The following is an 18,654-nucleotide window of genomic DNA, read 5'->3' as shown; positions in this document are numbered from 1 at the left end:
ACCAGCGTCCCAGGCTCCGGCTGAGACCAGGGAAAAGTGTTGTCCGGGCAACAGCCTCTGGAGACAACACCTTCCCCCGGGCAACCCTGTGACCTGGGCGGAAGCGTTACTTCAGCGCCTCGAGGAGGGCCTCGCGCTGCCGCTCGCCCAGGCCGGCGGCACGCCGGTCCGGGTCGATCCCGGCCTGCTCCAGCAGGGCGGCGACCTTGACCGCGCCCAGGCCGGGCACGGCCTTCAGCAGCTGCGTGACCTTCGTCTTGCCGATGGTCTTGTTCTCCTTGGCCTGCTTGAGCACCTTGTCGATGCTCTCCTTGCCGGACTTGATCGACGCAAGCAGCTCGGAGCGCGCTTTGCGAGCCTCAGCCGCCTTGGCGAGGGCATCGGCGCGCTGCTCCGGAGTCAACGTGGGCAGAGCCAACGTAGTAGTCCTTTCATCTCAGGTCTCCGCTTTCGCGGCCGACGGCCTTTAACCATGCTTGCAAGAGCAAGCGCTGGCCAGCCGTCTCTGTACCACGGCTCCAGTAAACGCCACCCGTTCCTCGGCCGTGAAACCGACACGCACTTATTACCCCTCGACCACGTCACGGGCAACCCGCCCCAGCCTGCGGAAACACGCCGTTCGGGCGGCGATTCGCCCGTGTTCATCACCCTTATGAGCGATGTCGAGACTTCGCACTGTCGGCCATTTTTCGTTTCATGGCAGGAAAAATGCGAATTATTGATGATCTTGACTCGAACCGGGGAACACCCGTTAGCGCGACACTGTGACCGAACGGTTGCCTGCGACGTTACTGACCAGTTCACCCCACCCGGATTAGAGTCGGCGCAACCCCAGTTCACCGGAGAACGAGCACTACGGGAGTACACGATGTTGAGCACGATGCAGGACGGACAGCTGTCACTGGGCAAGCTGCTCCGCCACGGCACCACGGTGCACTCCGAGAGCGAAGTCATCACCTGGACCGGTTCAGAAGCCCGCCGGGAGACCTACGGCGAACTCGGCAAGCACGCGGCGAAGCTCGCCAACGCCCTCCGGAGCCTCGGCATCACCGGTGACCAGCGGGTCGGCACGTTCATGTGGAACAACGCCGAGCACATGGCCGCGTACCTGGCCATCCCCGCCATGGGCGCGGTGCTGCACACGCTCAACATCCGGCTGTTCCCCGAGCAGCTGGTCTTCGTCGCCAACCACGCCGAGGACCAGGTCGTCATCGTCGACGGCACGCTGGTCCCGCTGCTGGCCAAGCAGCTGCCCGAGCTGAAGACCGTGCGTCACGTCATCGTGGCCAACGGCGACGCCGCCACCCTCCCCGCGCCCGACGGAGTCCAGGTGCACTCCTACGACGAGCTGCTGTCCGGCCAGCCGGACACCTTCGACTGGCCCGACGTGGACGAGCGGTCCGCCGCCGCGATGTGTTACACCTCGGGCACCACGGGTGACCCGAAGGGCGTCGCGTACTCCCACCGGTCGATCTGGCTGCACTCCATGCAGGTCACGATGTCCGACAGCATGCGGCTGGCGCAGCACGACAAGGCCCTCGCGATCGTCCCGATGTTCCACGCGATGGCCTGGGGCATGCCGTACGCCGCGCTGATGGTCGGCGCCTCGCTGCTGATGCCGGACCGCTTCCTCCAGCCCGCCCCGATCGCCCAGATGCTCGACGTCGAGAAGCCGACCTTCGCCGGCGCCGTCCCGACGATCTGGCAGGGCCTGCTGTCCCACCTCGACGCGAACCCGCAGGACATCTCGCATCTGCGCGAGGTCGTCGTCGGCGGATCGGCCGCGCCGCCGTCGTTGATGCACGCGTTCGAAGACCGCTACGACGTGCCGATCCTGCACGCCTGGGGCATGACCGAGACGTCGCCGCTGGGCAGCGTCGCGCGTCCGCCCGCCGCCGCGACCGGCGAGAAGGCGTGGGACTACCGCTACACCCAGGGCCGGTTCCCGGCGTCCGTCAGCGCCAGGCTGATCGGCGACAACGGCGAGGAACTGCCGTGGGACAACGAAAGCGTCGGCGAGCTCGAGGTGCAGGGCCCGTGGATCGCGGCGTCGTACTACAGCGGCACGAGCGGAGACGAGCCCGATCCGGAGAAGTTCCACGACGGCTGGCTGCGCACCGGCGACGTCGGCAAGATCAGCCCCGACGGCTACCTCACGCTGACCGACCGCGCGAAGGACGTCATCAAATCCGGCGGTGAGTGGATCTCCTCGGTGGATTTGGAGAACCAGGTGATGGCGCATCCCGCGGTGGCCGAGGCGGCCGTGGTCGGCATCCCCGACGAGAAGTGGGACGAGCGGCCGCTGGTCGCCGTCGTGCTCAAGGAGGGCGAGAACGTCACGGCCGAGGAACTGCGTGAGTTCCTGTCCGACAAGGTCGCGAAGTGGCAGCTTCCGGAGAATTGGACCTTTGTGGACGAAGTCCCGAAGACCAGTGTCGGCAAGTTCGACAAGAAGCGGCTGCGGGCGTTCCACTCCGAAGGCAAGCTCGACGTCAGTCAGCTCTAACGGGTTAATCTCCCGCGCGCCTGCCCTTCCGTGAAGGCCATCTTGAGGGACGCTGTTCCCTGAAGATGGCCTTCACTGCGTTCGGCGAAGGGTTTTGTTGGTGCGTAAGACAAACAGGCGAACATTCCTGGCACTCGCGGGGACCACCGTCCTTTCCGCCTGCGGATCCAACACCGTCCGAACGGGAAGCCCTCCCCCGTCGACGGCTTACTCCGCCGGAGTGACCAGGCCGAAACCGAAACCGGTCGATCTCACGCAGTGGTATCACCCGTACCCCGAAGCCGGTGTCCAGGAAGCCGTCACGCGCTACGCGGCCGCGTACCAGAAGTCCAAGGTCGCGGTGCAGTGGAATCCCGACGACTACGAAACGAAACTGAACGCCGCGCTGCAGGCGGGGCCGGTCCCGGACGTCTTCGAAGGCCAGGTCACCGTCGACCGCGTGCGGCAGAACCTCCTCGTCCCGCTCGACGACGTCATCGGACCCGTGCGCGGGGATTTCAACCCCTCCGTACTGGCGGCACAGACGGTCGACGGCAAGCTCTACGGCATCCCGCAGGCGCTGGACGCCCAGGTTCTCTTCTACCGCAAGAGTTTCCTGCAGGAGGCCGGGGTGCAGCCGCCGCAGACGCTCGGCGAACTCGTCGACGCGGCGAAGAAACTCACCAGGGACGGCGTCAAAGGACTGTTCGCCGGCAACGACGCGGGCGCGGCGGCGCTCGCCGGTCCGCTGTTGTGGTCGGCCGGGCTCGACTACGTCAAGGACGGCAAATCCGTCGGCTTCGACGATCCGCGCGCCGCCACGACGTTCGCGAAACTCCACGAGCTCAACGGTTCGCTGCTGCTCGGCGCTTCGACGGACTGGGCGGATCCGCTCCCGTTCATCGACGGGCTCATCGCCATGCAATGGACCTGGCTGTGGAACCTGCCGAAGATCCAGGACACCGTGAAGGACGACTTCGGCATCCTGGCCTTCCCCCGGCTCGACGCGGCGGGCGCGCCGTCCGTCCCGGTCAGCGGGTTGAGCGCGATGGTGCACTCCAAGAGCCTGAACCCCAACGCCGCCAAGGATTTCGTCAAGTGGCTGTGGCTGGAGCGCACCGACTTCCAGCAGGAGTTCGCCACCAGGTTCGGTTTCCACCTGCCAGCGCGGCTGAGCGTGCTCGACAAGGTCACCACGGCGGCCGACGCGGCGAAACTGGTCAAAGAGAACGGCCGCGCCGCCGGTCCACTGTGGACATCGACGGCGAACACCGCGCTAGTCGACGCGCTGGGCCGGATCGCCCGCGACGGCGCGGATCCGGTCGCCGAGACGAAGGCAGCGGTCGAGGCCGTCAAAGCCGAACTGGGCCGCCTGTCCGCGTGAGGGCCCGATGGGCCTTGAGTGGAGTTCGGGTTGTTGAGGGGTAGGGCAAAGGTGGCAGGTTGCGAAAGCCACTTTCGCAACCCTCAACGTTGCGAAAGTGGCTTTCGCAACGTCGGGAGCAGGGGTGCGGTAGCGAAACGGCCGCGAGCGAATCCCCGTGACCCGACACCTTTGCGCTACCCCTCGTCAGTACCCGAATCGCCACTCACGACCAACCCTGCCCACTCTTCCCGGCCCTAGTCCCCGGATACGCCCCAGATCGCCAGCTCGACCGCGACGTCGTCCTCGTAGAGCAGCGCACAGTTCGCGCTCCAGCGCGGACGGCGTTCGAACGGCAGCCGTCCCGCCTTGTCGAGTTCGTCGAAGGCGGCGACGGACGGCTCCTCGGTGCCGAACGCGGCGAGGAGTTCGGCGTCGGTCAAGGGCCGGATGGTGCCGAAGTCGTCCTCACCCGTGGCGCTGATGAACTCGTGGACGTCGAGCACGGAATGGGTCCCGGACTCCTGGACGCTCTCCACCTCGTACAGGTCGTCGATCGAATCCGGGCGGCCGAGCTCGTCGCCTTCCCAGAGGTAGTCACCCTCCGCGAAGACGCGCGCCTTCATCGCGTCCAGCGCCGCACCCGGGTCGCCGTCGAACCGGCCGCGGACAGACCAAGCCGAAGCTCCCACCGGGGCCACCTCCTCGTTTCGCCGAGCGGCCAGCGTAACCAGCCCGCTTGGCTCCTTTGGTATTCGGCCGAACGTGACAAATCTTCGCATTACCCTTTTCCCGCGTTCACCCCACGGCTAACGTCGTGCGGCATCGTCCTTCCGCGACGACCATCCGCGACGACTGGGGGCACCGCCATGTCCGACATCTCGAGGCGCACCTTCACCGCGGCGGGCGCCGAGGTCGTCGACCTGCTGCTGTGCACGCCGACCGCCAACGCGCTCGACCGGGCGCTGGCGCGCACCTCGGCCCGCGCGGTGCGCACCGCGGGCACCACTCTCGAAGCCGCGGCGGCCCCGCTGAAAACCGGCCCCGGCTACACCAGGCTGACCGCGGGCCCCGGCTGGCCGCTCGTGGTCCGTGGCGACCTCGCCGCGCCGAAATCCGGCCGCGACGAGCGGCGTCGCGCGATGGCCTCGTTCGCGCAGTTCACCGACCTGCACTTCACCGACGCCGAGAGCCCGGCGCGGTTCGAGTACCTGCACCCGTTCGTCGGCTCGGCGCACCGGCCACAGGAAACGCTCGGCCCGGTCGCGACGACGGCGCTGGTGGAGCGGGTGAACAGCCTGAAGGCCGGCCCGTTCACCGGACGGCCGATCGACTTCATGGTCACCACCGGGGACAACACCGACAACCACGAGCTGATCGAGCTCGAATGGTTCCTCAAGGTGCTCAACGGCGGCACGGTGAACCCGACCTCTGGCGACCCGAATGTGCACGAAGGCGTCCAGACGTCCGGGTCTTCGCACTACTGGAACCCCGGCGAACCGCTGGACGACGCGTACACGAAGAAGGGGTTCCCGCAGCTGCCCGGCCTGCTCGGTGCGGCCTCGAACACCTTCACCTCGCCCGGCCTCGACGTCCCGTGGTTCTGCACCTTCGGCAACCACGACGACAGCATCGTCGGCACGGTGCCGGACCTGCCGGGGATGGACGCCTGGTACACCGGCCGCTTCAAGGTGATCGGCAAGGACGAGACGACGTCACGAAAACTCGCCAAGGCGATCGGGTCCGGCTCCGGCGTCCCGGTCACGGAGCTGTTCGGCGGCTCCGGCACGATCCGCGAGGTCACCCCGGACGCACGACGGCGGCCGTTCAGCACCGCGGAGTTCGTGCGGCACCACCTCGATTCCGCCAACACCGGCCCCGGCCCGGTCGGCCACGGGTTCAGCGAGAACAACGCCGACGGGCGGAACGTGTACTACACCTTCCGCATCGCGCCGGGCGTCGTCGGCATCAGCCTCGACACGACGACGATGGCCGGGCTGGCCGACGGTTCCATCGGGCTCGGGCAGTTCACCTGGGTGGAGAACACGCTCAAGCGCAACAGCTCGACGTACTACGACTTCTTCGGGCGCAAGGTCACGCAGAACGTGACGGACGAGCTGTTCGTCCTCTTCAGTCATCACACCAGCGACACCATGGGCAACGTGCTCCCGGACGCGCGGCATCCGCTGGAGCTCCGGCTCAACGGCGACACGTTCGTCTCGCTGCTGCACCGGTTCCCGAACGTGCTGGCGTGGGTCAACGGGCACACGCACCACAACAAGATCACCCCGCACGTCGGCAAGACCGCGAAGCAAAGCTTCTGGGAGATCAACACCGCTTCGCACATCGACTTCCCGCAGCACGCACGGATCATCGAGGTCGCCGACAACGCCGACGGCACGCTTTCGCTGTTCACGACCCTGATCGAGGCGGAAGCCCCGTACGAGGCGCCGTACTCGGACACCTCGACGCAAGCGCTTGCGTCGCTGTACCGGGAGTTCTCCTACAACGACATCCACGCTTCGCTGTCGGCCGTCGGTACCCCTCAAGACCAGAACACCGAACTCCTGCTGCCGAACCCGCTCGCCTGAGTTACGCCTTCAATCACGCGAGTTACGCCTTCAATCACGCGAGATCGCCATCCAGTCACGCGAGTCGTCCGTCGCCGCACGGCCGAACTCGTGATTCGCGTGATCGGGGGCGTAACTCGCGTGTTTGGGGGCGTAACTCGCGTGATTGGAGACGGAACTTTACATACCCGGCGTAACCGGCGAAAATTCCTTCCTTACTGGGTGGACTCGAGGGATGGAGCCGGGATGCGCATACGAGGGCTGGTCACGCTACTGACTATCGCGACGATGACAGCGGTGACGGCACAGACGGCGGAAGCGGGGCCCGGCCGCCCGGACGACGAGTCGATCGACTACCACGAATGGTCCGGTCACCACGGTTTCCGTGACGGCAGGCTGGAAGGCCTCGATCTCGACCACGGAGCGCTGCGCATCGACCGCCCGATCGGCACCATCGAGCACACCGAACCCGAACTCGGCACCACGAAGACCTACGAATACGGCCAATGGACGTCGCGGAGCCACACGCAGGGCTTCGACGCCTCCCAGCTGGTCGCTTCGTGGAACGCGAAGACGCCGCCCAAGACCTGGCTCAAGGTCGAGGCGAAGGGCCGCACCGCGGCGGGCGCCGAGACCTCCTGGTACGTCATGGGCCGCTGGGCCGGTGGGGACGCCGACATCAAGCGCACCAGCGTCGACGGCCAGAGCGACGCCAACGCCGCGGTCGACGTCGACACGCTGGTCATGAAGGCGGGTGTCGCGCTCCGCTCGTATCAGCTGCGGGTCAGCCTGTACCGCGAAGCCGGTTCCCGAGTCACGCCGTCGGTGACGTCGGTCGGCGCGATGACGTCGCTGGTCCCGGACCGCTTCGAGGTCAAGGCGACCAAGCCGGGCCGCGCCTCCGGTATCGAGCTCAAGGTGCCCGCCTACGCGCAGAACATCCACAAAGGACAGTTCCCGGAGTACGGCGGTGGCGGCGAGAACTGGTGCAGCCCCACGTCCACCGAAATGGTCGCCGAGTACTGGGGCAAACGGCCCAAGCCCGAGGACATGACGTGGATTCCGGAGGGTTACGTCGATCCGACCGTCGCGTACGCCGCCCGCTACACGTTCGACTACGCCTACGACGGAACGGGCAACTGGCCGTTCAACACCGCGTACGCCGCTTCACTCGGATTGCGTGGGCACATCACCCGTTTGCACTCCTTGAACGAACTCGAAAACTACATCGCGCGCGGCATCCCGGTGATCACGTCGCAGTCGTTCAAGGCCGAGGAACTCGACGGCGCGGGCTACGGCACCGCCGGGCACATCATGGTCGTCGTCGGTTTCACGAAGGACGGCGACGTGATCGCGAACGACCCGGCGGCGAGCAGCAACGACCGCGTCCGACATGTCTACAAACGACACCAGTTCGAGACGATCTGGCAGCGCACCAAGCGGTACAACACGAATGGCGGTGTTTCGAGCGGTCCCGGCGGGGTCGCCTACATCATCACTCCTGGGCACTGAATCGGTTCCCCACCCGAGCGGATGTCGCGATCCGGGCCTGTCACGTGGCAGGCTACGGAGTCGACTACTCGGAGGTGGGCATGCCGTACGAGGTCCAAGGCGTCGTTTCCCGCGCCAAGGGTGAACCGGTCTCGCTGGAGTCCGTGACGGTGCCCGACCCCGGGCCCGGCGAGGCCGTCGTCTCGGTCAAGGCGTGCGGCGTCTGCCACACCGACCTGCACTACCGCGAGGGCGGGATCAACGACGCGTTCCCGTTCCTGCTCGGCCACGAGGCCGCGGGATTCGTGGACGCCGTCGGCGACGGCGTCACGGACCTCGAACCGGGCGACTACGTGATCCTGAACTGGCGCGCGGTCTGCGGCACCTGCCGGGCCTGTCGCCGGGGCAGGCCCTGGTACTGCTTCTCGACTTTCAACGCCGCCCGGCCGATGACACTGGCCGACGGCACCGCCCTGTCCCCCGCGCTCGGCGTCGGGGCGTTTCTCGAGAAGACGCTCGTCCACAGTGGACAATGCACGAAGGTCGATCCCGCCGCCGAACCCGCCGTCGCCGGGCTGCTCGGCTGCGGGGTGATGGCCGGTCTCGGCGCGGCGCTGAACACCGGCGCGGTGAGCCGCGGCGATTCGGTCGCGGTCATCGGCTGCGGCGGTGTCGGCGACGCCGCGATCGCCGGGGCGAAGCTGGCCGGCGCCAAGACCATCGTCGCCGTCGACACCGACGACCGGAAACTCGCCTGGGCCAAGGACTTCGGCGCCACGCACACGCTGAACAGCAAGGGACTGGGCGAAGACCAGGTCGTCGAGGCGATCCGGGAGTTCACCGATTCGTTCGGCGCCGACGTCGTGATCGACGCGGTCGGCAGGCCCGAAACGTGGCGGCAGGCCTTTTACGGCCGTGATCTGGCGGGTACGGTCGTGCTCGTCGGCGTCCCGACCCCGGACATGCGGCTGGACGTCGCGCTGATCGACTTCTTCTCGCGTGGCGGTTCGCTCAAATCGTCGTGGTACGGCGATTGCCTGCCCTCCCGCGATTTCCCGATGCTGATCGACCTCTACCTCCAGGGCAGGCTCCCGCTCGACAAGTTCGTCACCGAGCGGATCGCCCTCGACGGCGTCGAGCGGGCCTTCGAGCGGATGCACCACGGCGACGTCCTCCGCAGCGTGGTGACGTGGTGAAACTCTTCACCGACGCCGATTTCCCCACCGACCCGTATCCGGGAGCGCGGCCGGGGCATTCGTTCGTCCACTTCGACGGCGCCGGGCACAGTCTCGACACCGCGCCGGAGGGCTGGCGCGAACGCCAGGCCGTGCTCGCCTACGGATCGAACGCGTGCCCGTCCAAGATCACCTGGCTGCGGGAGAACATGGGCCTGACGGGTCCGGTCGTCGTCTGCCACGCGCGCTGCACCGACCTCGCCGCGGTCTGGGCGTCCGGGCTGCGGTTCCGGGACGGGCAGCGGCCCGCGACGCTCGCCGCCGCGCCGGGAGTCGTCGAGGAGCACTCGGTCTGGTTCGCGACGCCGGACCAGCTCGCCGTCCTCGATCGCTGTGAGGGCAACGGACAGCGCTACGACCTGGTGCGGCTGACCGCGCCCGCCATCACCCTCGACGACGGCACCGTGCTCGACGACGTGGTGGCCTACGTCGGCGCGGCGGACATCCGCCTGCCGATCCTCGTGGACGGCAGGCATATCCGCGTCGCCGACCTCGAACAGCGCCGGGCCGCGGCGCTGGAAGGCATCCCCGCCGAAACGCACGGACTGGACTGCACGCTGGTCCAGGCCTCGACGCTGCTCAGAGAAGCTTCCCGGGATTGAGGATCCCGGTCGGGTCGACGGCCTTCTTCGCCGCTCGCAGCACTTCGACACCGAGCGAGCCGATTTCCGCCGCCAGATAAGGCGCGTGGTCGACGCCGACGGCGTGGTGGTGCGAAATGGTGCCGAGACCGGTGATCGCCTCCGACGCCGCCGCCTTCGCCCGCCGCCACTGGCCGATCGGGTCGGCCTCGTCGCGCGCGGTGAGCACGGTGAAGTACAGCGACGCGCCCGTCTCGTAGGCGTGCGAGACGTGGCACATGATGATCGCGTTGCCGAGGGTCGCGGTGAGCGCGGCGCGGACGGCGTCACGCAGGTCGCTCAGTTCCGCCCAGTACGCGGCGGTTTCCAGGGTTTCGACGCAGACACCGTTGTCCAGCAAGGCGTCCCGCTGCCGAGGCCCGGAGAACCGGCCGCGGCGCCAGGATTCGCCGAGGGCGGCGCCGATGCGGACGGCACCGAACGGCGCCAGCACCCGGGTGGTCTCCTGACGGCGCCGGGCGACTTCGCGTTTCGACGCGCCCTCCCAGCCGAGGATCAGCAGGCAAGGCGCGTGGACTCCCCGTGCCTTGAGATACCGTCTCAGCGCCTTGGTCTTCAAGTTGTCGTTGAGCGCCAGCGAAACCTCGCTTTCGTCCACATCGGACAGTCGCGTGACGTCCGCGAGCACGTGCCGCTGGGCGAGTTCCCGGACGGCGGCGGTGCCGTTCTCCCAGCCGTCCAGGACATAACCCTCATAACGGCGCACTTCCGGCACGGGACGGACACGGAGGGCGACCTCGGTGATCACGCCGAGCGCGCCTTCGCTGCCGATGGCGAGGTGCCGCAGGTCGGGCCCCGCCGCCGAAGCCGGGGCGACGCCGAGCTTCCATTCGCCACGCGGGGTCGCGAGCCGGACACGCGAAACCATGTCCTCGAACCGGCCGTAACCCGAGGACGCCTGCCCGGCCGACCGCGTCGCGGCGAAGCCACCGATGGTGGCGCGTTCGTAGGACTGGGGCACGTGCCCGAGGGTGAAGCCGTGCGCGGCGAGCAGCCGATCGGCCTCCGGTCCGGTGACGCCCGCTTGAAGGACGGCGATCCTGGACACGGGGTCGACGGAGACCAGTTCGCCGAGCCTGGCGAGGTCGAGCGCGATCACCGCGCTCTTGTCCCCGCGCAGCGCCGAAACCCCGCCGACCACCGACGTCCCGCCGCCGAACGGGACGACGCCGACGTCGTGCCGTGCACAGATTTCCAGTACCGACTGGACTTCGGCGGGATTCTCCGGCAGGACGACGGCGTCCGGCACCGGAAAATCACCGAAGCCCCGGCGCCGCATCAGGTCCAGATAGGACAGACCGCCTGCCCGCGCGAGCCGTTCCCCCGGCCCCACCAGGACATGGCCGGCGCCGACGAGTTCTTCGAGGTCTCGTTTCGGCTGGTCGCCCAGCGCCGAATCGGGAACGGGCAGTGCCGAATCGGGCGCGAACGGCGCCGCGGAGCCCAGCGGGCCGATACGCTGGACGAGCCACCGCAGGGCTTTCGCCGGAAGGTGGGCCGCGTCACCGGCTTCGGCCGTCCAGGATCGTCTTAACCGGTGGTCAATAAGCTCCGTCACGACTACAGTGTTACATATGGACGTAAAACGTCACTCACCTGCGGAAACAGGCGTTTCGGCACTGGCGGACACCCGATCCCGCCAGGCCTCGACGCGCGTGTCCGACGACGTTCTGCTCGACGCCGCGAAGAAGTGCGTGCTCGCCGTCGGTGTGCGGCGGACGACGCTCGCCGAGATCGCGCGGACCGCGAAGGTCAGCCGGATGACCGTGTACCGCCGGTTCCCGGATGTACGCAGCGTGCTCGCGACCCTCATGACCCGTGAGTTCGGCGGACTGCTGCAGGGCGCCGCCGAACCGGACGTCGAACCGGCCAACTTCCGCGAGAAGCTCGTGCGGAGCTCCTCGGCCGCCGTCGCCGTGCTGTCGGGCGATCCCCTGTTCCGCACGCTGCTGGACCTCGACCCCGAACTGGTGCTGCCCTACATCGTCGAGCGGCTCGGGAAGACCCAGCGCTTCGCCGAAGGCGTGATCCTGCACCTGCTGCGTTCCGGCCACGAAGACGGCTCGATCCGCAAGGGCGACCTGCCTTCGCAGGCTCGCACCCTGTTGCTGCTCATCCAGTCCTTCGCGTTCTCCTACCGTCCCGCCACGTCGGACGTGGACGAGAAGAAGCTGATGACGGAGTTCGGCCACATGCTCGACGCGGCGTTGCGACCGTGACGCCCGGCTCGCTCAACGCACTCCGGCGCGAACGGGAACTCACGGCGCTGGCCGGCGGCGAGCGGGTCGATCTGGTGGTGGTCGGCGGCGGTGTCACCGGCACCGGGATCGCGCTGGACGCGGCCGCGCGCGGGCTCTCGGTGGCCCTCGTCGAGGCGTACGACCTGGCGTACGGGACGTCGCGCTGGTCCAGCAAGCTGGTCCACGGCGGGCTCCGCTACCTGGCCAAGGGTGATCTGGCGCTGGCGCACGAAAGCGCCGTCGAACGCGGGATACTGATGACCCGCACCGCCCCGCATCTCACCAGGGCGATCCCGCAGCTGTTCCCCCTGTACCGCAAGACCTCCCGCGGCCAGCAGGCGTTCATCATGACCGGCCTCGTCGCCGGTGACGGCCTCCGCCGCGCCGCCGGGACGCGTGCGTCGGTACTGCCGCGGCCGAGGTCGATCCCGGCCGCGGAGGCGTTGGCACTCGCGCCCGGCCTGACTCCGCAAGGCCTGCGCGGCGCGTTGCTCGCCTACGACGGCGCGCTGACCGACGACGCGCGTCTTGTGGTCAGCCTGGCGCGCACGGCGGCGTCACGCGGCGCGAAGATCCTGACGAAGTTCGAGGCGCTCCGGCTCGACGCGGAATCCGTACTGGCCCGGGACAGGCTGACCGGCCAGGAGATCGAGATCCGCACCCGTCAGGTGATCAACGCGACGGGCGTCTGGGCGGGTGAACTGGCGGAGTCGGTGCGGCTGCGGCCTTCTCGCGGCTCACACCTCATCCTGGCTTCGGGAGCGGCGCGGATCGGCGCGACGTCGGTCAACGTGCCCGTCCCCGGCGAGAACAACCGGTTCGTCTTCCTGCTGCCCCAACCCGACGGCCGCGTGTTCGTCGGGGTCACCGACGAACCGATCGACGGCGCCGTCCCCCGCGTGCCGTCCGTGCCGGAGTCCGATGTGGACTTCCTGCTCGAAGTGGCATCGACGGCGTTCACCCGGCCGCTGACCCGCGCCGACGTCGCGGGCTCGTTCGCCGGGCTGCGGCCGCTGGTCGAAGGCGGCGGGCGCAGTGCGGATCTCTCGCGCAAACACGCGGTGGTGACGGGCGCGGACGGCGTCCTCACCGTCGTCGGCGGCAAGCTGACGACGTACCGGAAGATGGCCGAGGACGCCGTCGATACCGCGTTGAAGCGCTCCGGGCTCCTCGCCGGGCCGTCGACCACCTCCCGGCTCCCGCTGCTCGGCGCGACGCCGCGCGACCGTCTGTCCATTGTGGACGCACCTGCCCGGCTGGTCGCGAAGTACGGCACCGAGGCACCGCGAGTCGCGGCGCTCGGCGAGGTCGATCCCGAACTGGGCCTGCCCCTGTTCGACGGCACCGAGATCAGCGCGGCGGAGGTCGTATGGGCCGTGCGGCACGAGGGCGCGCTCGACGTCGAGGACGTCCTGGAGCGCCGCACCCGGCTCGGCCTGGTCACCCCGGACGCCGAGGCCGCCCGCGCCCGCGTCCGGGAACTCGTCGGCAAGTCCCTCGCCGGCCTCTCCTGACCCCTCGCAATTAGTCACCTACTTGCGGTGAAGTGTGCCCTCAGCTTGACGAGTCGTTGGGTTTTTGCAACAGTATGTTCTATGAGTCCGGTCAGACGCGGCAAAGAGCTGCCGATCTACAACCGGCTGCCCGTGCTCCGGGCGGAGCGTGGACTGAGCAGGGCCGCCCTCGCCGCGGCCGTCGAGGTCAACCCACAGACCATCGGCGCGCTCGAACGGGGCGACCACTACCCGAGCCTGGACCTGGCGTTTCGCATCTGCACGGTGTTCGACCTCCCGGTCGAGGCCGTGTTCAGTCGCGAACCGTTCACGCCACTGTCCACTCAGGTCTACCGGGAGGGGGGAGCATGAGCGAGGAGCGAGGCCGTCTCGCGGCGTACTGGGAGCGCCAGCTGGAACGGCTGGACGAGATCGAACGCAAGCGGGCGCTGCGACTGCCGACCTGGCGCACGCGGAAACGGCGGCGGACGTTGAGTGTGCTCGTGGTGACGGGCGACCTGATCCTGATCGCCGGTGCCGCCTTCTTTCAGACAGGGCAAGAGGCGGTCTTCTTCCTTGGCTGGTTCAGCGGTTCCATTCTCGCCGGCGGCGCCCACTATCTCCTTCGGATCCTCACCGGCAAGATGAGCGGCGGCTTCTCGCTCCGGCTCGACGAACGCGAGCGGGAATGGCGCCACCGCGTCACCTACGTCAGTTACCAGGTCCTGGTCGGGCTGATGATGATCGCGGTGCTCTACAGCCTGGTCATCTCCGGCACGGAGAACGGCGGCGCGCGCGGCGCGATGATGGCCTGCGCACTGCTGGTCACCGGCACCACGCTCTCCGGCGTCATCCTGGGCTGGTCGCTGCCGGACGACGATCCGGAAGATTTCGAAGAGGTGAGCCCCGCATGACCCCCACCCGGACGCGATCGGACCGCCGTCGCCTCGCCGTCGCGGCCCTGATCGGCCATCTGGTCGTGATCGCCGGCGCCGCGCTGCTCCGCGAGCCCACGCTGTGGTTCGCCGTCGGCCTGATGGGGCCGGGACTGTGTCTCTGCGTCGGCACCGCGGCGGTACTGCGCAAGGCCGTCGGCAGACCCGGCTCCGCGGCGAAGGATCTCGACGAGCGCGAACTGCTCTTGCGCGACAGGGCGCATTACAGTGCCTTCCAAGGGATCTGCCTCCTGATGGCGGTGGATCTCGCTTACGGGCTTTACGCGGCAGGGCAGCCGGATTCCGGTTCCCTGCTGGCCGCGATGACGGCGGCGTTACTCGTCTTCGGAACGTCGCTGCCGGCACTTTGGCTGGCGTGGCGGCTGCCGGACGACGACCCCGATGACTTCACCGACTTCGAGGGGGTGGCTCCGGCATGACCGGGGACAAGAAGCGTTACAAGGTGTCCGTCGGCGTGGTCGCCGTCGTGCTGGTGGCGAGCGGGGTCCTCGCCGGCGCGGGCCGGGCGGTCCTGGTGTACCGGGCCACGTCGGTGATGAGCAACGTCAAGCTGGACGGGCTGATCCAGCGGAACCGCACGGTTTCCGGCGTCCATCGGGGATTCACGGCGCTGGTGCGGTATTTCGAAGAGGGGAAGTGGAAATGAGCGAGGGGAAACTGGAGATCGACCGGATCTCCAAGAAGTACGGCGCGAAGGTCGCGCTGGACGAGGTGAGCTTCGAGGTCCAGCCCGGTGAGCTGTTCGGGTTCGTCGGCAGCAACGGCGCGGGCAAGACCACCACGATGCGGATCGTCCTCGGGGTGTTGTCGGCCGACTCCGGGCAGGTACGCCTCGGCGGCGCCCCGATCACCCACGAGACCCGCACTCACATCGGGTACATGCCGGAGGAACGCGGGCTGTACCCGAAGATGAAGGTGCTGGAGCAGCTGGTCTACCTCGCCGAACTGCACGGGATGTCGGCCAACGACGCCCACCGCAGCGCCGAGAACTGGATCGCCAGGCTCGGGCTGACCGAACGGCGCAAGGACGAGGTCCAGAAGCTGAGCCTCGGCAACCAGCAGCGTGTGCAGCTCGCGGCCGCGCTGGTGCACGATCCGCGGGTGCTGGTGCTGGACGAGCCGTTCTCCGGCCTCGACCCGCTGGCCGTGGACGTGATGAGCGGTGTGCTGCGCGAGAAGGCCGCGACCGGCGTGCCGGTGGTGTTCTCCAGCCACCAGCTGGATCTGGTCGAGCGGCTGTGCGACCGGGTCGGCATCATCCGGAGTGGACGGATGGTCGCCTCCGGCACCGTCGGGGAGCTGACCGCCGGCGCTGGCAACGGTCTCGTCGTCACCGCTCCCAACGCCGCGCCTGGCTGGGCTTCGGCCGTTCCCGGCGTGCGCTCGGTCGAGCAGAACGGCCCGACGGCGATCCTCGAACTCGAGGCGGGCGCCGACGACCAGGCCGTGCTCGCCGCGGCGCTGGCCACCGGCCCGGTCACCGAATTCACCAAACGCAGGCGTTCGCTGACCGACCTCTTCCGCGACGCTGTCGCGGAGAAGCCGGCGGCACAAGGAGTTTCCGCATGAACACCGTATCTTCGTGGCGCGCGGTCTGGCTCATCGCCAAACGCGAGCTGAACACCCGGCTGCGCACCCGGTCCTTCGTGATCGGCACCGCCGTGCTGCTGGTGATGCTGATGGGTTATGTCCTGCTGCAGTCCACGCTGATCAGCAACGAGGACAAGAGCAAGGTCGGGCTGTCCGGCCAGACCGCCGGAATCGCACAGCAGCTCCAGACGGCGGGCGCGGCGATCGGCGAGAAGATCGAGACCGTCACCGTCACCGATCCGGCGCAGGGCCGGACACAGGTCGAGAACGGTGATCTCGACGCGTTGCTGTCCGGCAACGCCACCGAGCTCAAGGTGCTCGTCAAGTCCGAATTGGACACCAAGCTCCGCGCCCTGCTGAACGGCGTGTCCCAGCAAGAAGTGCTGAACGGCATCCTTTCCGAGGCCCAGCGGTCGCCGGAAGAAGTGATGCAAACGGTCCACCAGACCCAGGTCAAGGTCGACTCGATCAAACCGCCGGACCCCGAGAAATCGCAGCGGATGGTGATCGGGCTGATCGTGGCGGTGCTGCTGTACATGAGCATCGTGACCTACGGGACGCTGGTCGCCCAAGGCGTGGTCGAGGAGAAGTCCAGCCGGGTCGTGGAGATCCTGCTGTCCACCGTCCGGCCGTGGCATCTGTTGCTGGGCAAGGTGATCGGGCTCGGCCTGGTCGGGCTGACCCAGCTGGTGATCATCGGCGGCGCCGGGTTGATCGTCGCTTCGGCGACCAACGTGCTGACGCTGTCCGGGGTCGCGACCGGCGCGCTGCTGTGGGGTGTGCTGTGGTACCTGCTCGGGTTCCTGCTGTACGCCACCGTCTACGGCGCGATGGGCTCGCTGGTCTCGCGGCAGGAGGACACGCAGTCGGTCATCGGACCGGTCAACATCGTGCTGATCCTCGGTTTCATCGTCGGGTTCAACCTGCTGACGCAAGCGCCGGACGGCACGGGGACGAAGGTCCTTTCCCTGGTGCCGCTGCTTTCCCCGGTGCTGATGCCCGCGCGGATCGCGGCCGGGACCGTCGAGGTGTGGGAGATCGCGCTGTCGCTCGGCCTGACGGTGGCCGCCATCGCCCTGTTCACCTGGCTGGGCGCGCGGATCTACCAGAACAGCGTCCTGCGGGTCGGCAGCCGGATCAAGCTTTCGGAAGCCCTGAAAGGCTGATCGCTTCGCGCGTGAAGGCCCCCTTCCCTCGGCTGAGCCGAGGGAAGGGGGCCTTCACGCGCGTTCAGGTGCCTTTGATGGCGCCGTAGCGCTCCAAGGCGACCTGGCGTTCGTGGGCGTGGTCGACCATGGGCGCGGGGTAGCCGGGCACGTCGGCGGGCTTGTGCACGGCTTTCCCTTGCAGGGAGCGGAGTTCCGGGACGTAGCGGCGGACGTAGTCGCCGGAGGGGTCGAACTTCTCCCCCTGCGTGGTCGGGTTGAAGATCCGGAAGTACGGCGCGGCGTCGGTGCCGCTGCCAGCCACCCACTGCCAGTTCAGCTGGTTCGACGCGAGATCGCCGTCGACCAGGTGCTTCATGAAATGCCGGGCGCCGAGCCACCACGGCAGATGCAGGTCCTTGACCAGGAAACTCGCCACGATCATCCGGACGCGGTTGTGCATCCAGCCCTCGGCGAGCAGCTGCCGCATCCCGGCGTCGACGATCGGGAAGCCGGTGTGTCCTTCGCACCACCGCTGGAATGCCTCGTCGTCGCTCTCGTATTCCATGGCGTCGAAGCGGGAATCGTAGTTCTTCCGCGCGGTTTCGGGGCGGTGCCACAGGACGTCGGCGTGGAACTCGCGCCAGGCGAATTCACCGCGCAACGCCTTCGCGCCGGATCCCTCGTTCCCGGCGAGGTCGGCCAGCAAGGTGCGCGGGTGGACGCAACCCCAGCGCAGATACGGTGAAAGCCTTGTCGTACCGGGACGATCCGGCCGGTCGCGGTCCTCGTCGTAGGTCTCCAGGCCGTCGTCAAGGAACTCGTGCCAGCGCTCCAGTGCCGCCTTCTCGCCGGGCTCCGGCAGCTCCATCCCGTCGAGCGAAGGGGATTTCGGGAGCTTGACCGAACGCGGCGGCTCGACCCAGTCCACTATGGACTTTCCCGTGTCCGCGGGCCGCGGCCGGCCGTGGCGCACCCACGCACGGTAGAACGGGGTGAACACGCGATAGGGGTCGCCGTCGGGCTTGGCGACGCGACCGGGGGTGATCGCGTACGAGGAACCCGTCTCGACCCAGGCGATGTCGTGCTCCGCCAACGCCTTCTTGACCTCGTCGTCGCGACGGCGGCCGTACGGGCCGGTGTCCGCGCTGACGTGCACCGTCGCGGCGCCGATCTCGCGCGCGGCCTTGACGACCTCCTTGACGGGGTCGCCCTTGACGAGCATCAGCCGCCCGCCGAGCTGATCGTCCAGCGCCTTCAGACAGCCGTGCAGGAACGCGACGCGCGGGGCGCCGGACGGTTCGAGGAGCGCGTTGTCGAGGACGTACAGCGCGAGGACGTGCTTGCTGTGCTTCGACGCCTCCAGCAGGGCGGCGTGGTCGCCGAGGCGAAGGTCGCGGCGGAACCACAGCACTACAGGGGCTTCTCTGGTCACTCCGGAAACC

At 68.2% G+C, this 18,654-nt stretch carries 18 protein-coding genes; 14 read left to right on the top strand and 4 right to left on the bottom strand.

Features of this window, described 5'->3' with window-relative positions:
- Nucleotides 1–106: 106 nt before the first annotated feature.
- Nucleotides 107–418 (bottom strand): integration host factor, actinobacterial type, encoded by a 312-nt coding sequence (gene mihF / locus DL990_RS36190; protein WP_005155963.1) that lies wholly within the window; start codon nt 416–418, stop codon nt 107–109.
- A 450-nt stretch (nt 419–868) separates the two neighbouring features.
- Here mihF and DL990_RS36185 point away from each other — a divergent pair, with 450 nt between their 5' ends.
- Complete coding sequence (locus tag DL990_RS36185) at nt 869–2,506, top strand: long-chain fatty acid--CoA ligase (protein WP_125789337.1); 1,638 nt, start codon at nt 869–871, stop codon at nt 2,504–2,506.
- A 100-nt stretch (nt 2,507–2,606) separates the two neighbouring features.
- Nucleotides 2,607–3,869, top strand: coding sequence for an ABC transporter substrate-binding protein (locus tag DL990_RS36180; protein ID WP_125801384.1), 1,263 nt, complete (start codon nt 2,607–2,609; stop codon nt 3,867–3,869).
- Between the two features lie 236 nt (nt 3,870–4,105).
- On the opposite strand, the gene DL990_RS36170 is transcribed toward DL990_RS36180, so the two are convergent.
- Complete coding sequence (locus DL990_RS36170) at nt 4,106–4,540, bottom strand: hypothetical protein (RefSeq protein WP_125789340.1); 435 nt, start codon at nt 4,538–4,540, stop codon at nt 4,106–4,108.
- A gap of 177 nt (nt 4,541–4,717) precedes the next feature.
- Here DL990_RS36170 and DL990_RS36165 point away from each other — a divergent pair, with 177 nt between their 5' ends.
- The 4 genes from DL990_RS36165 to DL990_RS36150 all read left to right on the top strand — a co-directional run bounded on the left by DL990_RS36165 (nt 4,718) and on the right by DL990_RS36150 (nt 9,746).
- Nucleotides 4,718–6,439, top strand: a complete 1,722-nt coding sequence (locus DL990_RS36165; protein ID WP_125801382.1) for a TIGR03767 family metallophosphoesterase — start codon at nt 4,718–4,720, stop codon at nt 6,437–6,439.
- Nucleotides 6,440–6,664: 225 nt separating this feature from the next.
- On the top strand, nt 6,665–7,930 hold the full coding sequence (locus DL990_RS36160) for a peptidase C39 family protein (RefSeq protein ID WP_199746736.1): 1,266 nt from the start codon (nt 6,665–6,667) through the stop codon (nt 7,928–7,930).
- An 80-nt stretch (nt 7,931–8,010) separates the two neighbouring features.
- Nucleotides 8,011–9,105, top strand: coding sequence for an S-(hydroxymethyl)mycothiol dehydrogenase (locus tag DL990_RS36155; protein WP_125801420.1), 1,095 nt, complete (start codon nt 8,011–8,013; stop codon nt 9,103–9,105).
- Nucleotides 9,099–9,746, top strand: coding sequence for a gamma-glutamylcyclotransferase family protein (locus DL990_RS36150; protein WP_125789343.1), 648 nt, complete (start codon nt 9,099–9,101; stop codon nt 9,744–9,746). The genes DL990_RS36155 and DL990_RS36150 overlap by 7 nt, the downstream gene beginning before the upstream one ends.
- Here the strand turns inward: DL990_RS36150 and DL990_RS36145 are convergent.
- Entirely contained in the window at nt 9,724–11,343 is a 1,620-nt protein-coding gene (locus DL990_RS36145; protein ID WP_199746735.1) for an FAD-binding oxidoreductase, read from the bottom strand. The two genes, DL990_RS36150 and DL990_RS36145, sit on opposite strands and share 23 nt — an antisense overlap.
- Before the next feature lie 97 nt (nt 11,344–11,440).
- Here DL990_RS36145 and DL990_RS36140 point away from each other — a divergent pair, with 97 nt between their 5' ends.
- The 8 genes from DL990_RS36140 (at nt 11,441) to DL990_RS36105 (ending at nt 17,230) form a co-directional block, all read left to right on the top strand.
- Nucleotides 11,441–12,004, top strand: coding sequence for a TetR/AcrR family transcriptional regulator (locus DL990_RS36140; RefSeq protein ID WP_125789380.1), 564 nt, complete (start codon nt 11,441–11,443; stop codon nt 12,002–12,004).
- A complete protein-coding gene (locus tag DL990_RS36135) occupies nt 12,001–13,539 on the top strand; it encodes a glycerol-3-phosphate dehydrogenase/oxidase (protein ID WP_125801381.1) in 1,539 nt (512 codons plus the stop codon). The genes DL990_RS36140 and DL990_RS36135 overlap by 4 nt, the downstream gene beginning before the upstream one ends.
- A gap of 81 nt (nt 13,540–13,620) precedes the next feature.
- Nucleotides 13,621–13,890, top strand: a complete 270-nt coding sequence (locus tag DL990_RS36130; RefSeq protein ID WP_125789345.1) for a helix-turn-helix transcriptional regulator — start codon at nt 13,621–13,623, stop codon at nt 13,888–13,890.
- On the top strand, nt 13,887–14,432 hold the full coding sequence (locus DL990_RS36125; protein WP_125789346.1) for a hypothetical protein: 546 nt from the start codon (nt 13,887–13,889) through the stop codon (nt 14,430–14,432). The genes DL990_RS36130 and DL990_RS36125 overlap by 4 nt, the downstream gene beginning before the upstream one ends.
- The gene (locus DL990_RS36120) at nt 14,429–14,893 is read left to right on the top strand and encodes a hypothetical protein (RefSeq protein WP_125801380.1); all 465 of its coding nucleotides are present in this window, start codon (nt 14,429–14,431) and stop codon (nt 14,891–14,893) included. Before DL990_RS36125 ends, DL990_RS36120 begins: the two co-directional genes overlap by 4 nt.
- Nucleotides 14,890–15,120, top strand: a complete 231-nt coding sequence (locus tag DL990_RS36115) for a hypothetical protein (RefSeq protein WP_125789348.1) — start codon at nt 14,890–14,892, stop codon at nt 15,118–15,120. Before DL990_RS36120 ends, DL990_RS36115 begins: the two co-directional genes overlap by 4 nt.
- Nucleotides 15,117–16,043 carry an ABC transporter ATP-binding protein gene (locus DL990_RS36110; protein WP_125789349.1) on the top strand — a complete coding sequence of 309 codons (927 nt, stop codon included), beginning with the start codon at nt 15,117–15,119 and terminating at the stop codon, nt 16,041–16,043. The genes DL990_RS36115 and DL990_RS36110 overlap by 4 nt, the downstream gene beginning before the upstream one ends.
- Nucleotides 16,040–17,230, top strand: a complete 1,191-nt coding sequence (locus DL990_RS36105; RefSeq protein ID WP_125789350.1) for an ABC transporter permease — start codon at nt 16,040–16,042, stop codon at nt 17,228–17,230. The genes DL990_RS36110 and DL990_RS36105 overlap by 4 nt, the downstream gene beginning before the upstream one ends.
- Before the next feature lie 64 nt (nt 17,231–17,294).
- Here the strand turns inward: DL990_RS36105 and DL990_RS36100 are convergent, their stop codons facing one another.
- The gene (locus tag DL990_RS36100; protein WP_125801379.1) at nt 17,295–18,644 is read right to left on the bottom strand and encodes a deoxyribodipyrimidine photo-lyase; all 1,350 of its coding nucleotides are present in this window, start codon (nt 18,642–18,644) and stop codon (nt 17,295–17,297) included.
- Nucleotides 18,645–18,654 lie beyond the last annotated feature (10 nt).

Source organism: Amycolatopsis sp. WAC 01416 (assembly GCF_003947485.1).
GTDB lineage: Bacteria > Actinomycetota > Actinomycetes > Mycobacteriales > Pseudonocardiaceae > Amycolatopsis.
Note: the sequence above shows the minus strand (reverse complement) of the source record. Positions and strands in the feature narration are given on the sequence as shown.

Coding starts and splice junctions, on each gene's coding strand:
- DL990_RS36130 (WP_125789345.1), top strand. CDS start 13,621: ATGAGTCCGGTCAGACGCGGCAAAGAGCTGCCGATCTACAACCGGCTG.
- DL990_RS36165 (WP_125801382.1), top strand. CDS start 4,718: ATGTCCGACATCTCGAGGCGCACCTTCACCGCGGCGGGCGCCGAGGTC.
- DL990_RS36155 (WP_125801420.1), top strand. CDS start 8,011: ATGCCGTACGAGGTCCAAGGCGTCGTTTCCCGCGCCAAGGGTGAACCG.
- DL990_RS36185 (WP_125789337.1), top strand. CDS start 869: ATGTTGAGCACGATGCAGGACGGACAGCTGTCACTGGGCAAGCTGCTC.
- DL990_RS36115 (WP_125789348.1), top strand. CDS start 14,890: ATGACCGGGGACAAGAAGCGTTACAAGGTGTCCGTCGGCGTGGTCGCC.
- DL990_RS36125 (WP_125789346.1), top strand. CDS start 13,887: ATGAGCGAGGAGCGAGGCCGTCTCGCGGCGTACTGGGAGCGCCAGCTG.
- DL990_RS36160 (WP_199746736.1), top strand. CDS start 6,665: ATGCGCATACGAGGGCTGGTCACGCTACTGACTATCGCGACGATGACA.
- DL990_RS36110 (WP_125789349.1), top strand. CDS start 15,117: ATGAGCGAGGGGAAACTGGAGATCGACCGGATCTCCAAGAAGTACGGC.
- DL990_RS36120 (WP_125801380.1), top strand. CDS start 14,429: ATGACCCCCACCCGGACGCGATCGGACCGCCGTCGCCTCGCCGTCGCG.
- DL990_RS36105 (WP_125789350.1), top strand. CDS start 16,040: ATGAACACCGTATCTTCGTGGCGCGCGGTCTGGCTCATCGCCAAACGC.